We start from the raw sequence: 14,414 nt of genomic DNA, 5'->3' as shown, positions 1-14,414 counted from the left end.
TAATGAATCCGAATGTAACTTCAAAGGTTTATCCTTGGCAGCAAACAACATGGGAGACTTTAACAACAAGGTTTCCCAATATTGGACACGGCTTACTATTTTACGGCAAGCAAGGGTGTGGAAAGCATGCTTTCGCAAAACATTTTTTGGCTTGGGTCCTTTGTTTAAATAAGCAGCCGCAGGGCCCTTGTGGTGAGTGCAGCAGTTGCCAATGGTTAAAATCAGATACTCATCCCAATTATGTCCATATCACAACGGATGAAGAAAATAAAAAGCAGAATGCAAAAATCAAAATTGAAAAGATTCGTGACCTACTGCCTTTTGTGCAACAAACTGGAGAAGGTTGGCGCGTTATTCTGATTGAGCCTGCTGAAGCGCTTAACTTGGCGTCATCAAATGCTTTGCTAAAGACATTAGAAGAACCAGGTGAACGTGTTGTTTTAATTTTATTGGCAGATCACTATCTTAAATTACCAGCTACTATTCGTAGCCGATTGCAACATTTTGCTTTAGATCGTATCTCATATGAGCAAGCTACATCATACTTGAATGAGCATTTATCTGAACTCGCCGAAGTACAGCCTGATTTATTGCTTGCCTTATCTAATGATATGCCTTTACAAGCAATGGAAATTGCTAAAAGTGATTGGTTTGCTAAACGACAGATTTTCTTAAATGATTGGCTTAAAATTGTTGCTCAAAAAAATATGCCTCTATTTCTCTCAGGCAAGTGGCAAAAAGAGTTAAGTTTTAATGATTTTATCGTACTTTTTGAATACTTGTTGGGTGATTTAATTTGTATCAAGCTTAATCAACCACAAAAAAATACTGATATAGGTTTTGAGCAGTTAAGTCCATATTATGATTTAGAAAGCTTATTTAATATTTATAATGAATTGCAACAGGCAAAAAAACTTGTTGAACAAAATGTTCAAACTCAACTTATTATAGATCAATTATTTGTAACATTAATGAATATTTAAGGGGAAAATTATGCAAACGCAAATAGGGGGGATTATTCAGGTCAATATTCCAGATAGAGCAACATTACAAGCAAGTTATATGGGATATGTGCAAGGTGGAGGCCTTTTTGTGCCGTCAAAACAAAAGGTGAAAATGGGACAAGAAATTTTCATTTTGGCTACTTTACCTGAGCAGTCTCAGAAAATTCCTTTAACTGGTAAAGTGATTTGGATATCACATAAGCAAAGTGGATTTAAACCTCAGGGTTTTGCTATTCAATTAAGCGGAGATAAGGGAATTTACTATAAAACTGAGGCAGAACGAGTTTTGGCTGGTAGTATGTCTCTAGATCGTCCAAGTTATACCATGTAATTAGATAGGAAATAAAAGTGTTTGTTGATACGCATTGCCATTTAACGATGTTAGATTTGACACCTTATAACGGTGATCTGGATCTTGCGCTTGCAGCAGCGCGAGCCGAAGGGGTGTCCAAATTTATGGCAATTTCCGTTGATCTTGATGACCATATTGCACTAGCAGAAATTGCAAAAAGACATGAAGATGTCGGTTATACGGTAGGTGTACATCCTTGTGAGGATGTAGACACAATGGCGCTTGCAACAACAGAACATTTGATTGAATTGGCTCAATCAAAAAAAGTATGGGCTTTAGGTGAAACTGGACTAGATTATTATCACAGTACAGATTTTATTGAGGAGCAAAAGGCATGTTTTGCAAGACATATCCAAGCTTCAAAAATTGTAAAAAAACCAGTTGTCGTTCATACCCGATCAGCAAAGCATGATACGGTAGATATTATCCGTGCTGAACACTCAACACATGGAATTCTGCATTGTTTTACTGAAGATTGGGAAACTGCTAAGGCTGTATTGGATTGTGGTTATTACATTTCTTTTTCCGGTATTGTGTCATTTAAAAATGCACAGGATTTAAGGGATGTAGCTAAACAGGTTCCACTAGATCGCCTTTTAATTGAAACAGATAGCCCGTATTTAGCACCCGTTCCATATCGTGGTAAAACAAATGAACCAAAATATGTGCCTTATGTAGCCAAAGCGCTCAGTGATGTATATGATAAATCGGTTGAGGAAATTGCAATGATCACCTCACAAAATTTTGAGAACTTGCTAAAAGCGATTTAGGTCATAGAAACTATATAAGAGAGTAATTGCGTGAAGATGGATCGTCAGGCTCAGTTCCGAGCAAGAGAAGTATTAATATTTCAGGTTGCGGAACAATTATTGCTAGAAAATGGCGAAGCCGGAATGACACTTGATGTCTTGGCTGCTGAGCTTGATCTAGCAAAAGGAACTTTGTACAAACACTTTCAAAGTAAAGATGAGTTGTACATGCTGTTGATCATTCGTAATGAGCGTATGTTACTTGAAATGGTTCAAGATACTGAAAAGGCCTTTCCGGAACATTTAGCCTTTTTCATGTTGCATCATTTGCATCATCCTGAGCGAACAGTTTTATTTCATCAAATTGAGGAAAAACTCTCAATCACTGCTCAAGGCGTACATCATCTTTTTCACGAACTTTATCAGGTACGTAAACAGAGATTGCGAATTATCATTCGCATGACAGACCATTATTTAGAATCTATTCAAAGCAATATGCCTACGCGAGATTATCTTGCTTCTATTTGGTCATTAACTCATGGTGCAGCAGCTATTCTCAATTCAAGTTTTTATCAACGATATTTAGGTTCAAGAGACACTTTAAGAGTGGCTTATATTGATCAGGCTTTGGCCCTACCTAAACAAGCTGTTGAGCAATATGCTTAGGTCGATATGAAATCCCAATCATCACTTAAATCCCAAAAAGGTTTTACTCTCATAGAAGTGATGGTGGTGATTGTTATTATGACGATTATGACCTCTTTAGTTGTACTCAACATAGGTGGGGTTGACCAAAAGAAAGCAATGCAAGCAAGAGAGTTATTTTTGCTTGATATGCATAAAATTGGTAAAGAGTCGCTTGATCAGTCTCGTGTTTTAGCTTTATCTACTCTGAGTGAAACAGATGTTTCACCATTTTCTTATGAATTGTATGAGTATCATGACCAGAGTAAATTACAGGTCCAAGATTTAAAAAATCGCTGGCAGAAATATTCTGAGTTTAATACACGCCACTTACCTAAACATGTATCGTTCACAATACAACCTTTAGATGAGCAAAACTATTCAAAAGCTACAAATAGCGATTTAATTGGAGGGCAGGCTCCACAGTTAATCTGGTTCGGTAACGGTGAAGCTAAAACTGTGAAAATACAGTTTTACTTTGAACAAAAACCAATTGGTTCAGAAATACAAATTGATCATTTGGGTAAAATAAATGAAATCTAAAGGCTTTACTCTATTAGAAGTAATGGTTGCTTTAGCAATTTTTGCAGTGGCGGCTGTCGCGTTAACTAAAGTAGCCATGCAATATACTCAATCTACCTCAAATGCAATTCTTAGAACAAAAGCGCAGTTTGTGGCAATGAATGAAGTTGCTTTAATGGAGATAAATCAGGAATGGCTTGAAGGTACTCAAAGTAAGCAAATTACTTCTCAAGGCGAAACTTGGCAGATTGACAAATCTGCACAATCTACAATTAGCCCGAATGTTCAGAAAGTAGATTTACAAATTAGCTTATATGATTCTGATAAGGGCAAAGTTCAAAATGGTATTACTCACTTGGTATTTTTTAATTACCCAATGAAAGCAAAATAATGATAAAGAATAAAAGTTTTCGCTCTCCAAACTCAGCTTCACGTCTTGCGGTACGATCGGAGCAGATGATGAGGGGTTACTCCGAGCAAAGCTCTTCGTCTTGCGCTCAGACAAAGCGTTGCTTTAAAGACTCTCACACTCGAAACACAGTTTCTCATCTTGCGGCACGATCGAGCAGTGCTCGATTAACTCGTGCCTCAGGATTTACTTTAGTTGAGCTTTTAGTTTCAATTGCAATTTTTGCTATTTTATCTTTGTTGGGGTGGAAGGTTTTTGACTATTTATTAAAAGTTCGTGATCGTAATACTCAACATGAAGTGCAGTTATTTGAATTACAAGATGCTTATCAACAAGTTTTGCGTGATACATTGCAAATTATACCTTTATCAGCCAATCAAGGCGGGCAATTACGTCCAGCTTTAGAAGTTGATAATCAAGTTCTTCGCTTTAGTAAGGCGGGTGTTACTGATCCATTAAAGCAAGGATTATCACCTTTTGAGCGTATCGAATATCGATATGATCCTGATCAAAAAAAGCTTTATCGTCTTAAATATAGTAACTTAAATACTTCAAATAGAGAGCAACCTTTATCCAGTACGCTGTTGAGCCAAGTTGAACAATTTCAAATTATGGTGTTGACACCTCAAGAAGTGACAAAGTGGCCAGAAGTTAATATTGATCCCACAAAACCTGATGAATTTAGGAAGTTGCCAAAAGGAATAAAAATGCAACTCACGGTTGCAGGTGTAAGTTATGAGTGGATTTATAGCTTAAACCAAGGTGACTTATCGCTCTCCAAACAGGGTGGTCAATAAATGTTACTCTATAAAAAAAATCAGCAAGGTGTAGCGTTACTCACAATTTTGATAATGGTTGCTTTGGCTACAATTTTAGCTGCCTCAATTGCAAAGCATCAAACTAATACAATGGAAAATACGGGTTATTTGATGCGTCAAAATCAGTCGTTACTCTATGCAAAAAGTGCAGAAGCTTTTTTTTCTGAATTATTAATTCAAGATGCAAACAATGCTGGTGGCATCGATCATTTAAAGGAAAGTTGGGCTCAGCCAATGCCACCTTTCCCAATAGAAGATGGAATTGTATCGGGGCGCTTACTAGATGAGTCAGGAAAATTTAATCTAAACAATTTAACGACCAATGAAGGCAAGGTAAACGAAGCTGCTAAAAATTGGTTTGAGCGATTGCTTGTGCGTGTAGGATTGCCAGCAGAGTTAAGTCAAGCAGTTATTGATTGGCAAGACCCAGATGATGAACCATCTGGACCTATGGGGGCAGAAAGTAATTATTATGAAGGTCTTGATCCTGGTTATTTAGTTTCAAATGCTAAATTTCATCGTATAGAAGAGTTGAAATTGGTAAGAGGTTTTGAAGGTAAGAAATATGATTTAATTGCACCATACATTTCTGCATTACCTGAAAATACAAAAGTGAATATTAATACCGCAGCACCATTAGTATTAGCGAGTATTGATCAAAAATTAGATTTAGGGACTATAGAAAAAGAACTTCAATTACGCCAACAGAATTTAAAGTTCTTTCAAAATATTGATGAATTATGGCAATTGAATGCTTTTTCAACAGTTGATCCACAAAAGAAAACTGAGGTTAGTAGCCTTTTAGATGTGAAGTCGAACTTTTTTCAAGCACAAATTGAGGTTGTGTTGAATAATAGAAAAAGACAGATTACAAGTGCCTTGATGCGGAGTGATAAGCAGGTTTATGTATATTCTAGAAATATGGCACCATTTAACTAATTGAAAATTTATGATTTATTTGCTTTGGATGTTTTTTGAAGTTTGTAATTATAAATTTTTCTCAGGTTAAGCGTTAAAGTAAATATAAACTTTCTATATGTGTATCTCCAATGTTTCTTCATAAGTCTTATCATACTTTTTGCTAATTGTTTCTAATTGAAAAGTGGTGCGAAATTTTCGTCTTTTGCTTTATAATAATGTTCTTAGAAGGAATGATCGATTTGGCACATGTTAATTCGTAAGTTATTTAAGTTTGAAAATGCACATGTTGTACGTAACTGTACATCGGATCGTTGTAAGCGATCAATTCATGGACATAGCTATAAAGTTGAGTTATTGCTTAAAGCTTCGAAATTAGATCATGGGCAAATGGTTTATGATTTTGGACTCCTAAAGGGAGTAATAAAAGACCTGTTCGATAGCTTTGATCATGCAATCTGTTTTTGGGAAAAAGATGATTCTCAATATATTGATGCATGCCAGACTTTTAGTGCTCGTTGGATTTCTTTACCTGTTTCACCGTCGGCCGAACAGTTTTCACGTATTTTCTTTTATTTAGCTCAGCAAGTTTTACAATCAACAGTCACTCAAAATGGGGAAGGTGACGTTGAGGTATATTCTGTTATTGTTCATGAGACTGATACTGGATATGCTCAGAGCTTTATTGAAGATATTCAAAACGAACAAATGGGTATTTTAAGTCTTGATGGAATTGTTTTTTCAGAACAAATTCAGATAGAGTGGGCAAATCCACAAATGTATGAAGACTTGAAAAAAGGGGTTAAATTTAATAATCCTCAAGTTGATTTGCAAGTCGAAGTATAAATCGAATTACTTATTTTATTTGTAGAATTGAAAATTGATCTAGGATGACATTAATGCAATTAACTGAGCAACAGCAAGATAAACTCAGTAAAGTTCAATTAGAAGAAAGTTGGAAAAGATCTTTAGCACCTTTTCTATTAAGTCCTCAGATGGATAGTTTGCGCGATTTCTTATTTCAACAGAAACAAGCTCAGAAAATAATATATCCGCCTAGTAAACAGATCTTTAATGCTTTAAATACCACACCATTCGCTAATGTAAAAGTTGTGATTTTAGGGCAAGACCCATATCACGGGCCAAACCAAGCGAATGGATTAAGCTTCTCTGTTCAAAAAGGTATTGCATTACCACCATCTTTGCGCAATATTTTTCATGAACTACATACAGATTTGGGTATTCCGGCTCCTCGCCATGGTGACTTAACAAAATGGGCTAAACAAGGCGTACTTTTACTCAACAGTGTGCTTACGGTTGAGGCTGGACAGCCGACTTCACATCAAAAGCAGGGTTGGGAAGCCTTTACTGATGAAGTTATTGATGTTCTAAATGAACATAGACAACATATAGTATTTATTTTGTGGGGTGCTTATGCACAGCGCAAAGGACAACGTATAAATAGAGATAAACACTTGGTTTTAACAGCCGCACATCCATCACCTCTTGCTGCAAATAGAGGAGGGTTTTTTGGATGCAAAGTGTTTTCAAAAACAAATCAATATTTGAAACAACATGGCATTGAGCCCATAGACTGGCAATTGGACGCATGATGAACTCTCCCAATGTAAATAACTATCACCCGGACTTGGTGGTTGAAGAAGCAAAAAACGGCTGGCGTATAGTACGTTTGAATCGCCCTAAATCGTTACATGCTTTAGACGAATCAATCGTAACGGCATTATTGCGTGTATTTGAAGATTTCCGTCACGATGAACAGGTTAAAGCAATTTGGTTAGACTCAACTACACCAAAAGCTTTTTGTGCAGGTGGTGATGTTCGAAAATTACGCCAACTTGTTATAAATCAAGAAGTCGATACCGCGAATAAGTTTTTTCAGCAAGAATATGCTTTAGATCTACTTTTACATAATTATGCTAAACCGGTCGTAGTTTGGGGAGAAGGTTATGTAATGGGCGGTGGTTTAGGCTTGTTTATGGCTGCACCATTCCGTCTAGTGACGCCGTATTCACGTTTAGCAATGCCTGAAATTAATATTGGTTTATATCCTGACGTTGGTGCGAGCCGTTTCTTGGCAGATCGTGGTCCAATTGGTTTGTTTACGGGTTTAACTGGTTCAATCATGACTGCTGCTGGAGCATATAGCATCGGTTGGGCAACACATATTTGTGAAGCACAGCGTGATAATGTTCTGCAAAAAGTTTTAAATATTAATTGGGCTCATTATCCTGCAGGAGATTTTCGAGCAATTGATGATACTTTAAATAGCTTGCACCGTCCTGTTGCGGCAGGCCCATTGCAGAACTCACTTGATGTAATTCATAGTGTTTGCCGTGGTTTTAATTTTGAACAGGACTATCAAGCTATTGTTAGCTTGCGTGATGCGAGCAGTGATTGGTTACGCCAAGCGAGTGAAAACTTGCAAAAAGGATCTCCTAGTACTGCGGCAATTACTTGGTTATTGTGGCAATGGGGTAAACAAATTCACTCATGGGATGAAGTCTTTGATCTAGAGGCTCAGATTTCTGAGTGGAAAATACGTCATCCTGACTTTGTGGAAGGTGTTCGCGCACGCTTGGTTGATAAGGATTTATCACCTGAATGGAAACCATGTGACGATCTAAGCTTGAGAGGTATATTGGCTGATTGTCCACCAGTAACTTCAATTGATAGCTGGAATGCCTTACTTAGACAACACGGTGTGATCACCTAAAATAAATGACTGAATATAGTGATGAATACTGGATGCAGCTTGCTTACGAGCAAGCTGAATTGGCTGCTCAGCAGGGGGAGATTCCTGTTGGAGCGGTTCTGGTGAGCCAAAATCGAGTAATTGGATCTGGTTATAATGCTCCAATTACTTTATTAGATCCAACTGCACATGCAGAAATTCAAGCTATTCGTGCAGCGTGTTCCTCTCTAGAAAACTATCGATTACCTGAAGACACAACTTTATATGTCACTCTTGAGCCATGTACTATGTGTGTAGGTGCACTTGTACATGCAAGAATTAAACATGTGGTTTTTGGTACACCAGAACCTAAAGCAGGTTCTTTGGTGAGTGCACGTCAGTTATTACAACAAGGCTATTATAATCATAGGTTTACATTTCAGAATGGCTGTCTACAAGAAAAATGTGCTCAACAACTTAGCCACTTTTTTAAACAAAGACGTGAGCAGAAGAAACAAGAGAAACAACAAAAAACGTCCTTAAATGATTAAAAATTAACTTACTCTTATGGCAAACTAACGCGGTTTTAATGCCATGATTCCATGTAATAAGGACGATCCAATGCGTAATGTAATTACCGTAAAAAAAGAATTTAATGCTCCTCTTACTGATGTATTTAACTTGCTCTCTAAGCATTCAACTTACAATACTGCTTTTGCACCTTTACAAGTTGTACGTGTTAAAGACTCCGCAGATTCTAAAAGACCTGATGGTTTAGGCTCAATTCGACGTATGGGATTTGGTCCAATTAAGCCAATTAAAGAAGAAATTACATTGTTGGAAGAAAATAAAAGTATTGAGTATAAATTAATAGATAATCCTTTGATTAAACATCATTTAGGCAGAATCGAGTTTTCTGAGATTACCCCATACATTACATTAGTTACATACCGCATTGAGTTAACGGCAAAAGCGCCAGTGGTCAGTAAATTAATCCTTGCACAGCTAAAACTAGCCATTACACTAGGCTTTTCGAGATTAGCTAAAGCATTTGCTTCTTAGTGAGAGTTCAATGACAGTTCAAATTATTACTATTGATGGTCCGAGTGGTTCGGGTAAAGGAACATTAGCTGCAAAACTTGCAGAACATTATCAATATCATTTACTCGATTCGGGTGCCTTATATCGTTTATTAGGGTTGTCATTACATAAACACGATTTATTAGAGAAATTAGACAGTCAGCTTGATGAATGCATCCAATATGCACGTCAACTGGACATTAAATTCGAAACGTCTACCTCAGGGATTTTGGTCTTCTTGGATGGCGAAGATGTATCTCAAACAATCCGTACAGAACGAGTTGGTGAGTACGCATCAAAAGTTGCAGTGGTTCCAGAGCTTAGACAGGCACTATTTGAAAGACAAAGAGCTTTTGCGCAAAGTCCCGGTTTAGTTGCAGATGGCCGTGATATGGCAACATCTATTTTTCCGGAAGCTAAAGCCAAAATTTATCTGACAGCTTCAGCTGAGTCACGCGCTGAGCGAAGAGTAAAACAGTTGCAGGGTATGGGGCTAGATGCTAAAATAAACGACATTTTAGCTAATATACAGGCACGAGACAAAAGAGATATGGAGCGAGAAGTTGCTCCGCTCAAGCCAGCCAAAGATGCTTATATCATTGATAGTTCGGAATTAACGATCGATCAGGTATTTAAGTTAATGGTTGATTATGTCGATAGCCGTACTATTTAGTAAATAGAATTATCAGTTGAAGCATAGCTTGATCAGTCTATAAAGACTATGTTGATACTTAACTAAACCGGCCTTGTCTGATCCAAGACCGCTGAATTTATCAGGTATATCATGACCGAATCTTTTGCAGCCCTCTTTGAAGAAAGTGAATTAAACCTCAACGTTGAAAAGGGTGCAGTCATCCAAGGTGTTGTTGTAAACATCGATAGCGACTGGGTAACTGTTGACACTGGCCTAAAGTCTGAAGGCATTGTTGACCGTGCTGAATTTTTAAATGAACAACGTGAACTTGAAGTTCAGGTTGGTGATACTGTTGACGTAGTTGTTGAAGCTCTTGACAACGGTATGGGTCAAACAGTTTTATCACGTGAAAAAGCTAAGCGTGCTGAAACTTGGACTAAACTTGAAAAAATCTTTGAAGATGGCGAAATCGTTACTGGTGTTATCTCTGGTAAAGTTAAAGGCGGTTTCACTGTTGACATCGGTCCTGTTCGTGCATTCTTACCAGGTTCATTAGTTGACACTCGTCCTATCCGTGACACTACTCACCTTGAAGGTAAAGAGTTAGAGTTCAAAGTAATCAAACTTGATGCTAAACGTAATAACGTTGTTGTATCTCGTCGTGCTGTTATGGAAGCTGAATCTTCTGCTGACCGTGAAGCATTACTTGCTCAACTTGAAGAAGGTCAAACAGTTACAGGTACAATCAAAAACCTTACTGATTACGGTGCATTCGTTGATCTTGGCGGTATTGATGGTCTTCTACATATCACAGATATGGCTTGGAAGCGTATCAAGCACCCTTCAGAAGTTGTTGAAGTTGGTCAAGAAGTTACTGTTAAAGTACTTAAATTTGACCGTGAACGTAACCGCGTATCTTTAGGCCTTAAACAATTAGGCGAAGATCCATGGTTAGCGATCATGAGCCGTTACCCTAAAGGTTCTATCGTTAAAGCTCGCGTAACTAACTTAACGGACTACGGTTGTTTCGCTGAAATCGCTGAAGGCGTTGAAGGTTTAGTTCACGTTTCTGAAATGGACCACACTAACAAAAACATCCACCCATCTAAAGTTGTTCAGATTGGTGATGAAGTTGATGTTATGGTTCTTGAAGTTGATGAAGAACGTCGTCGTATTAGCCTTGGTATCAAACAAACTCGTGCTAACCCATGGGAAGAGTTTGCTAAAGCTCATGAGAAAGGCGAAAAAGTATCTGGTACTATCAAGTCTATCACTGACTTTGGTATCTTCATTGGCTTGAACGGTGGTATCGACGGTTTAGTACACTTGTCTGATATTTCTTGGAACGAGCAAGGTGAAGAAGCTATTCGTCGTTACAAGAAAGGTGACACTGTTGAAGCTGTTATCTTGTCTGTAGACGCTGAAGGTAACCGTATCAGCCTTGGTATCAAGCAATTGAACAGCGATCCGTTCAATGACTTCTTAGCTGCTAACGAACGTGGTGCTTTAGTTAAAGGTACTGTAACTGCAGTTGATGCTCGTGGCGCAACTGTTAAGTTAGCTGACGAAGTTGAAGCAACTCTTAAAGCTTCTGAAATCAATCGCGACCGCGTAGAAGATGCGACTAAATTCTTAGAAGTTGGTCAAGAAGTTGAAGCGAAGATCATTAACGTTGATCGTAAATCTCGCTCTATCAACTTGTCTATCAAAGCGAAAGACGAAGCTGAAGAGAAAGAAGCAGTTGCTAGCTTGCGTACAGCAACAACAAGTCAAGACAATGGTCCTAAGACTATTGGTGACTTGATCAAAGCACAAATGAAGTAATAAGTTAACAAAGTACAGTTTCATGTAACGGAATTGTACTTTTTATACAAATTACTGTAAACGGTAGCCTAGTATTCAACATACTGCGCTACCGTTTTGTATTTAAACAGGTTATTATCGAACGACATAGAGTAGCAATAAATAACGAGGTCGTAGATGACTACTGAAGCTCTTAATAAGTCTGATTTGATTGAACGCATTGCGCTAAAAAACCCACACTTAGCTGAACCTTTGGTGGAAGAGGCGGTTAAAATTATGATTGATCAAATGATAGAAGCACTATCAACTGATAATCGAATTGAAATCCGTGGTTTTGGTAGCTTTGCTTTACACCACCGTGATCCAAGAGTTGGTCGCAATCCTAAAACAGGAAAATCAGTTGAAGTTGCAGCTAAAGCTGTTCCACATTTTAAACCCGGAAAAGCCCTTCGTGATGCAGTAAACGAATCTGGGAAATAAATAAAATTTATAAGTCGGGGTGTCTATGCGTTATATTTTAATTGCATTGCTTATTGTTGTATTTGGCTATTCTTTAGCACTTGTTTTGCAGAATCCAACAGAACTTTCTGTTGATTTGTTATTTACTCAAGTTCCAGCTATGCGTTTAGGCTTATTATTGCTACTCACATTAGTACTAGGAACTGTGGTTGGTCTTTTATTAGGTGTGCAAGTTTTCAGGGTATTCCAAAAAAGTTGGGAAATTAAACGCCTGCGTAAAGATATTGACCATTTAAGAAAAGAACAAATCCAAAGTGCTCAATTAGCGGCAGCTGAAGCAGCTGCAAATGTAAGACATGAAAAAACCGTTGTAGATATTTATCCGCAAGATAAAAACTCTACTCCGCTATAATCCCCATACTACTCTTTATTAATGAGTAAAGAGTAGTATCTTTCTAAATTTTATCTCTTCTTTTATTCTTCTAAATATAAACGCTTTTGTTCTTATCGCTTTAATTTTAGAAAGCAGTTCTCTACATTCCTTTATTCCTTCATGAGTTGTCTATTATAATAATGCTGATTTTATATGATGGAAGAAAGTCTCTTGAGTATCATTGTTGCGTTAGATGCAAAAAGCCAATATGACGCTTTAAAAATTGTTGAACAGCTTGATCCTGCTTTATGTCGTGTAAAAGTGGGTAAAGAGCTTTTTACTCATGAAGGCCCATCTGTTGTAAAAAAACTGCAAGAACAAAATTTTGAAGTTTTTCTTGATCTTAAATTTCATGATATTCCTAATACTACAGCCCAAGCAGTATGTGCAGCAGCTGATTTAGGAGTATGGATGGTAAATGTTCATGCGTCAGGTGGACGTAAAATGATGGAAACCTGTGTGGAGCGTTTAAAAGCAGGTAACTATCAAACCCAACTTATTGCTGTGACAGTACTCACATCAATGGGACGTGAAGATCTAAGAGATATTGGTCTAGATATTGAACCTGTTGAACATGTAAAGCGCTTAGCTAAATTAACTCAGGAAAGTGGCTTGGATGGTGTAGTTTGTTCAGCTCAGGAAGCTAAGATTCTTCGTGAATTAATTGGGCAAGACTTCTCTTTAGTAACACCAGGTATTCGTCCAGAGGGTTCTAATGCAGACGACCAAAAACGTATTGTAACTCCGAAGCAAGCTATGCTTGATGGTTCCACACATCTGGTTATTGGTCGACCGATTACTAAAGCAGAAAACCCAACAGAAATGTTGAAATCTATTCTGGCTTCAATTGCCTAAAAATTTAGAAATAAGCTAATTAATAGCGGCGCGAGTAGGCTTAATAATAAGCCACTCATCATGGCATGTGGTACATAATGTGTACCGCATGACTGTTTTACCATGGCTAAGGTAGCATCCATTGACGTTGCGCCAGCACTTGAGATAGCCGGGCGTGGAAAACGCCATCCCATCGTATACATTAGAAAAATAGCAACGATTTCCCTAAATAAATCAGTTAATAAGGCAATTCCACCTAGTTCTGCCGAGTGTAATTGTGTAAATAAAATCCCTGACATTGAATACCAGCCATAACCTTGTGCTAAAGCTAAAGTTTCATTAAGTGTAAAATGTTTGTGAAGTAAATAGTAATTCAAAAAGCCCGCTATACATGACCCTATAAAAGCAGCTAACGGTACAATTAAAATCTTCCAGCTTAACCAAGTGCGGTTAAAGTGGGTAAAGGCAAGTTCAATACCAATTAAGAAAATAAAAAGTAATAATAAATACCAGCTATTAAATGCGATATGTGAGGTGAATTGAGTAATGATAGCGCCGAATAAAACACCGACACCTAATGCAAAAAAAGCCTTCGCAATATTCTTTAAAGCATTTACAAAAAGTTGTAGAGAGATTTTTCCTTTGATGCTTTGTTTATCAAAAATTGTATAAGCTAATAAACACGTAAAGAACGAACCAAAAGATGTTGTAAGCGCAATGATAATAGCGGGTGGAAGTATGGTAGAAGGATTCTCGATTTGATCAAGTGCTAAGGTTAATTCCAAAGCGACACTCGCTAAGAGAATATAAGAAAAATAGGGCAGTATTTTAAATATAAAGTGTCGGATATTTAGAGATAGTTTGGGTGCTAGGAAATAACCGGAAGCAAGTGCTAAAAAGATTTGAATAATGAGATAAAAAGATTGCATATAATAGGTAGATTGTTGGGACTGTTCTAAATTTTGTGTAAGTACTTAATTTTCATTTATCCTTCAGAGGATAATTACAAAAGGTACTTCACAT

General features: G+C 37.4%; 19 protein-coding genes. 18 read left to right on the top strand and 1 reads right to left on the bottom strand.

Features of this window, described 5'->3' with window-relative positions; translation table 11 throughout:
- Positions 1 to 2 precede the first annotated feature (2 nt).
- The 18 genes from HJG58_RS01775 to pyrF all read left to right on the top strand — a co-directional run bounded on the left by HJG58_RS01775 (position 3) and on the right by pyrF (position 13,412).
- The gene (locus tag HJG58_RS01775; protein WP_170247719.1) at positions 3 to 983 is read left to right on the top strand and encodes a DNA polymerase III subunit delta'; all 981 of its coding nucleotides are present in this window, start codon (positions 3 to 5) and stop codon (positions 981 to 983) included.
- Positions 984 to 993: 10 nt separating this feature from the next.
- Positions 994 to 1,335: a PilZ domain-containing protein gene (locus tag HJG58_RS01770; RefSeq protein ID WP_170247718.1), complete on the top strand. Its 342-nt coding sequence runs from the start codon at positions 994 to 996 to the stop codon at positions 1,333 to 1,335.
- 17 nt (positions 1,336 to 1,352) lie between these two features.
- On the top strand, positions 1,353 to 2,126 hold the full coding sequence (locus tag HJG58_RS01765; protein WP_170247717.1) for a TatD family hydrolase: 774 nt from the start codon (positions 1,353 to 1,355) through the stop codon (positions 2,124 to 2,126).
- A gap of 36 nt (positions 2,127 to 2,162) precedes the next feature.
- On the top strand, positions 2,163 to 2,771 hold the full coding sequence (locus HJG58_RS01760) for a TetR/AcrR family transcriptional regulator (protein WP_014206595.1): 609 nt from the start codon (positions 2,163 to 2,165) through the stop codon (positions 2,769 to 2,771).
- Between the two features lie 6 nt (positions 2,772 to 2,777).
- The gene (locus HJG58_RS01755) at positions 2,778 to 3,332 is read left to right on the top strand and encodes a type II secretion system protein (protein ID WP_170247716.1); all 555 of its coding nucleotides are present in this window, start codon (positions 2,778 to 2,780) and stop codon (positions 3,330 to 3,332) included.
- Positions 3,322 to 3,702, top strand: a complete 381-nt coding sequence (gene gspI, locus HJG58_RS01750) for a type II secretion system minor pseudopilin GspI (RefSeq protein ID WP_017482272.1) — start codon at positions 3,322 to 3,324, stop codon at positions 3,700 to 3,702. The genes HJG58_RS01755 and gspI overlap by 11 nt, the downstream gene beginning before the upstream one ends.
- Positions 3,702 to 4,517: a type II secretion system minor pseudopilin GspJ gene (gspJ, locus tag HJG58_RS01745; RefSeq protein ID WP_170247715.1), complete on the top strand. Its 816-nt coding sequence runs from the start codon at positions 3,702 to 3,704 to the stop codon at positions 4,515 to 4,517. Before gspI ends, gspJ begins: the two co-directional genes overlap by 1 nt.
- Complete coding sequence (gene gspK / locus HJG58_RS01740; RefSeq protein ID WP_170247714.1) at positions 4,518 to 5,477, top strand: type II secretion system minor pseudopilin GspK; 960 nt, start codon at positions 4,518 to 4,520, stop codon at positions 5,475 to 5,477.
- A 228-nt stretch (positions 5,478 to 5,705) separates the two neighbouring features.
- A complete protein-coding gene (locus HJG58_RS01735; protein ID WP_016145101.1) occupies positions 5,706 to 6,302 on the top strand; it encodes a 6-pyruvoyl trahydropterin synthase family protein in 597 nt (198 codons plus the stop codon).
- 53 nt (positions 6,303 to 6,355) lie between these two features.
- Positions 6,356 to 7,069: a uracil-DNA glycosylase gene (ung, locus tag HJG58_RS01730; RefSeq protein WP_170247713.1), complete on the top strand. Its 714-nt coding sequence runs from the start codon at positions 6,356 to 6,358 to the stop codon at positions 7,067 to 7,069.
- Positions 7,066 to 8,190, top strand: coding sequence for an enoyl-CoA hydratase/isomerase family protein (locus HJG58_RS01725; RefSeq protein ID WP_170247712.1), 1,125 nt, complete (start codon positions 7,066 to 7,068; stop codon positions 8,188 to 8,190). Before ung ends, HJG58_RS01725 begins: the two co-directional genes overlap by 4 nt.
- 5 nt (positions 8,191 to 8,195) lie before the next feature.
- Entirely contained in the window at positions 8,196 to 8,699 is a 504-nt protein-coding gene (gene tadA, locus HJG58_RS01720) for a tRNA adenosine(34) deaminase TadA (RefSeq protein WP_002121378.1), read from the top strand.
- Positions 8,700 to 8,769: 70 nt separating this feature from the next.
- A complete protein-coding gene (locus tag HJG58_RS01715; protein ID WP_170247919.1) occupies positions 8,770 to 9,210 on the top strand; it encodes an SRPBCC family protein in 441 nt (146 codons plus the stop codon).
- Between the two features lie 10 nt (positions 9,211 to 9,220).
- Positions 9,221 to 9,901 (top strand): (d)CMP kinase, encoded by a 681-nt coding sequence (cmk, locus tag HJG58_RS01710; RefSeq protein ID WP_170247711.1) that lies wholly within the window; start codon positions 9,221 to 9,223, stop codon positions 9,899 to 9,901.
- A gap of 111 nt (positions 9,902 to 10,012) precedes the next feature.
- Complete coding sequence (rpsA, locus tag HJG58_RS01705; RefSeq protein WP_002121348.1) at positions 10,013 to 11,686, top strand: 30S ribosomal protein S1; 1,674 nt, start codon at positions 10,013 to 10,015, stop codon at positions 11,684 to 11,686.
- A gap of 156 nt (positions 11,687 to 11,842) precedes the next feature.
- Positions 11,843 to 12,145, top strand: a complete 303-nt coding sequence (locus tag HJG58_RS01700; protein WP_002121337.1) for an integration host factor subunit beta — start codon at positions 11,843 to 11,845, stop codon at positions 12,143 to 12,145.
- 25 nt (positions 12,146 to 12,170) lie between these two features.
- Complete coding sequence (locus tag HJG58_RS01695) at positions 12,171 to 12,536, top strand: lipopolysaccharide assembly protein LapA domain-containing protein (protein ID WP_033849878.1); 366 nt, start codon at positions 12,171 to 12,173, stop codon at positions 12,534 to 12,536.
- Positions 12,537 to 12,713: 177 nt separating this feature from the next.
- Complete coding sequence (pyrF, locus tag HJG58_RS01690; RefSeq protein WP_170247918.1) at positions 12,714 to 13,412, top strand: orotidine-5'-phosphate decarboxylase; 699 nt, start codon at positions 12,714 to 12,716, stop codon at positions 13,410 to 13,412.
- Here pyrF and HJG58_RS01685 read toward each other — a convergent pair.
- A complete protein-coding gene (locus HJG58_RS01685; RefSeq protein WP_170247710.1) occupies positions 13,409 to 14,320 on the bottom strand; it encodes a LysO family transporter in 912 nt (303 codons plus the stop codon). The genes pyrF and HJG58_RS01685 overlap by 4 nt on opposite strands.
- Positions 14,321 to 14,414: the final 94 nt, after the last annotated feature.

The sequence above is a fragment of the Acinetobacter geminorum genome, assembly GCF_013009345.1.
GTDB classification, from domain to species: domain Bacteria; phylum Pseudomonadota; class Gammaproteobacteria; order Pseudomonadales; family Moraxellaceae; genus Acinetobacter; species Acinetobacter geminorum.
The sequence above is the reverse complement of the archived record's forward strand: the minus strand, read 5'-3'. Positions and strand labels throughout refer to the sequence as shown.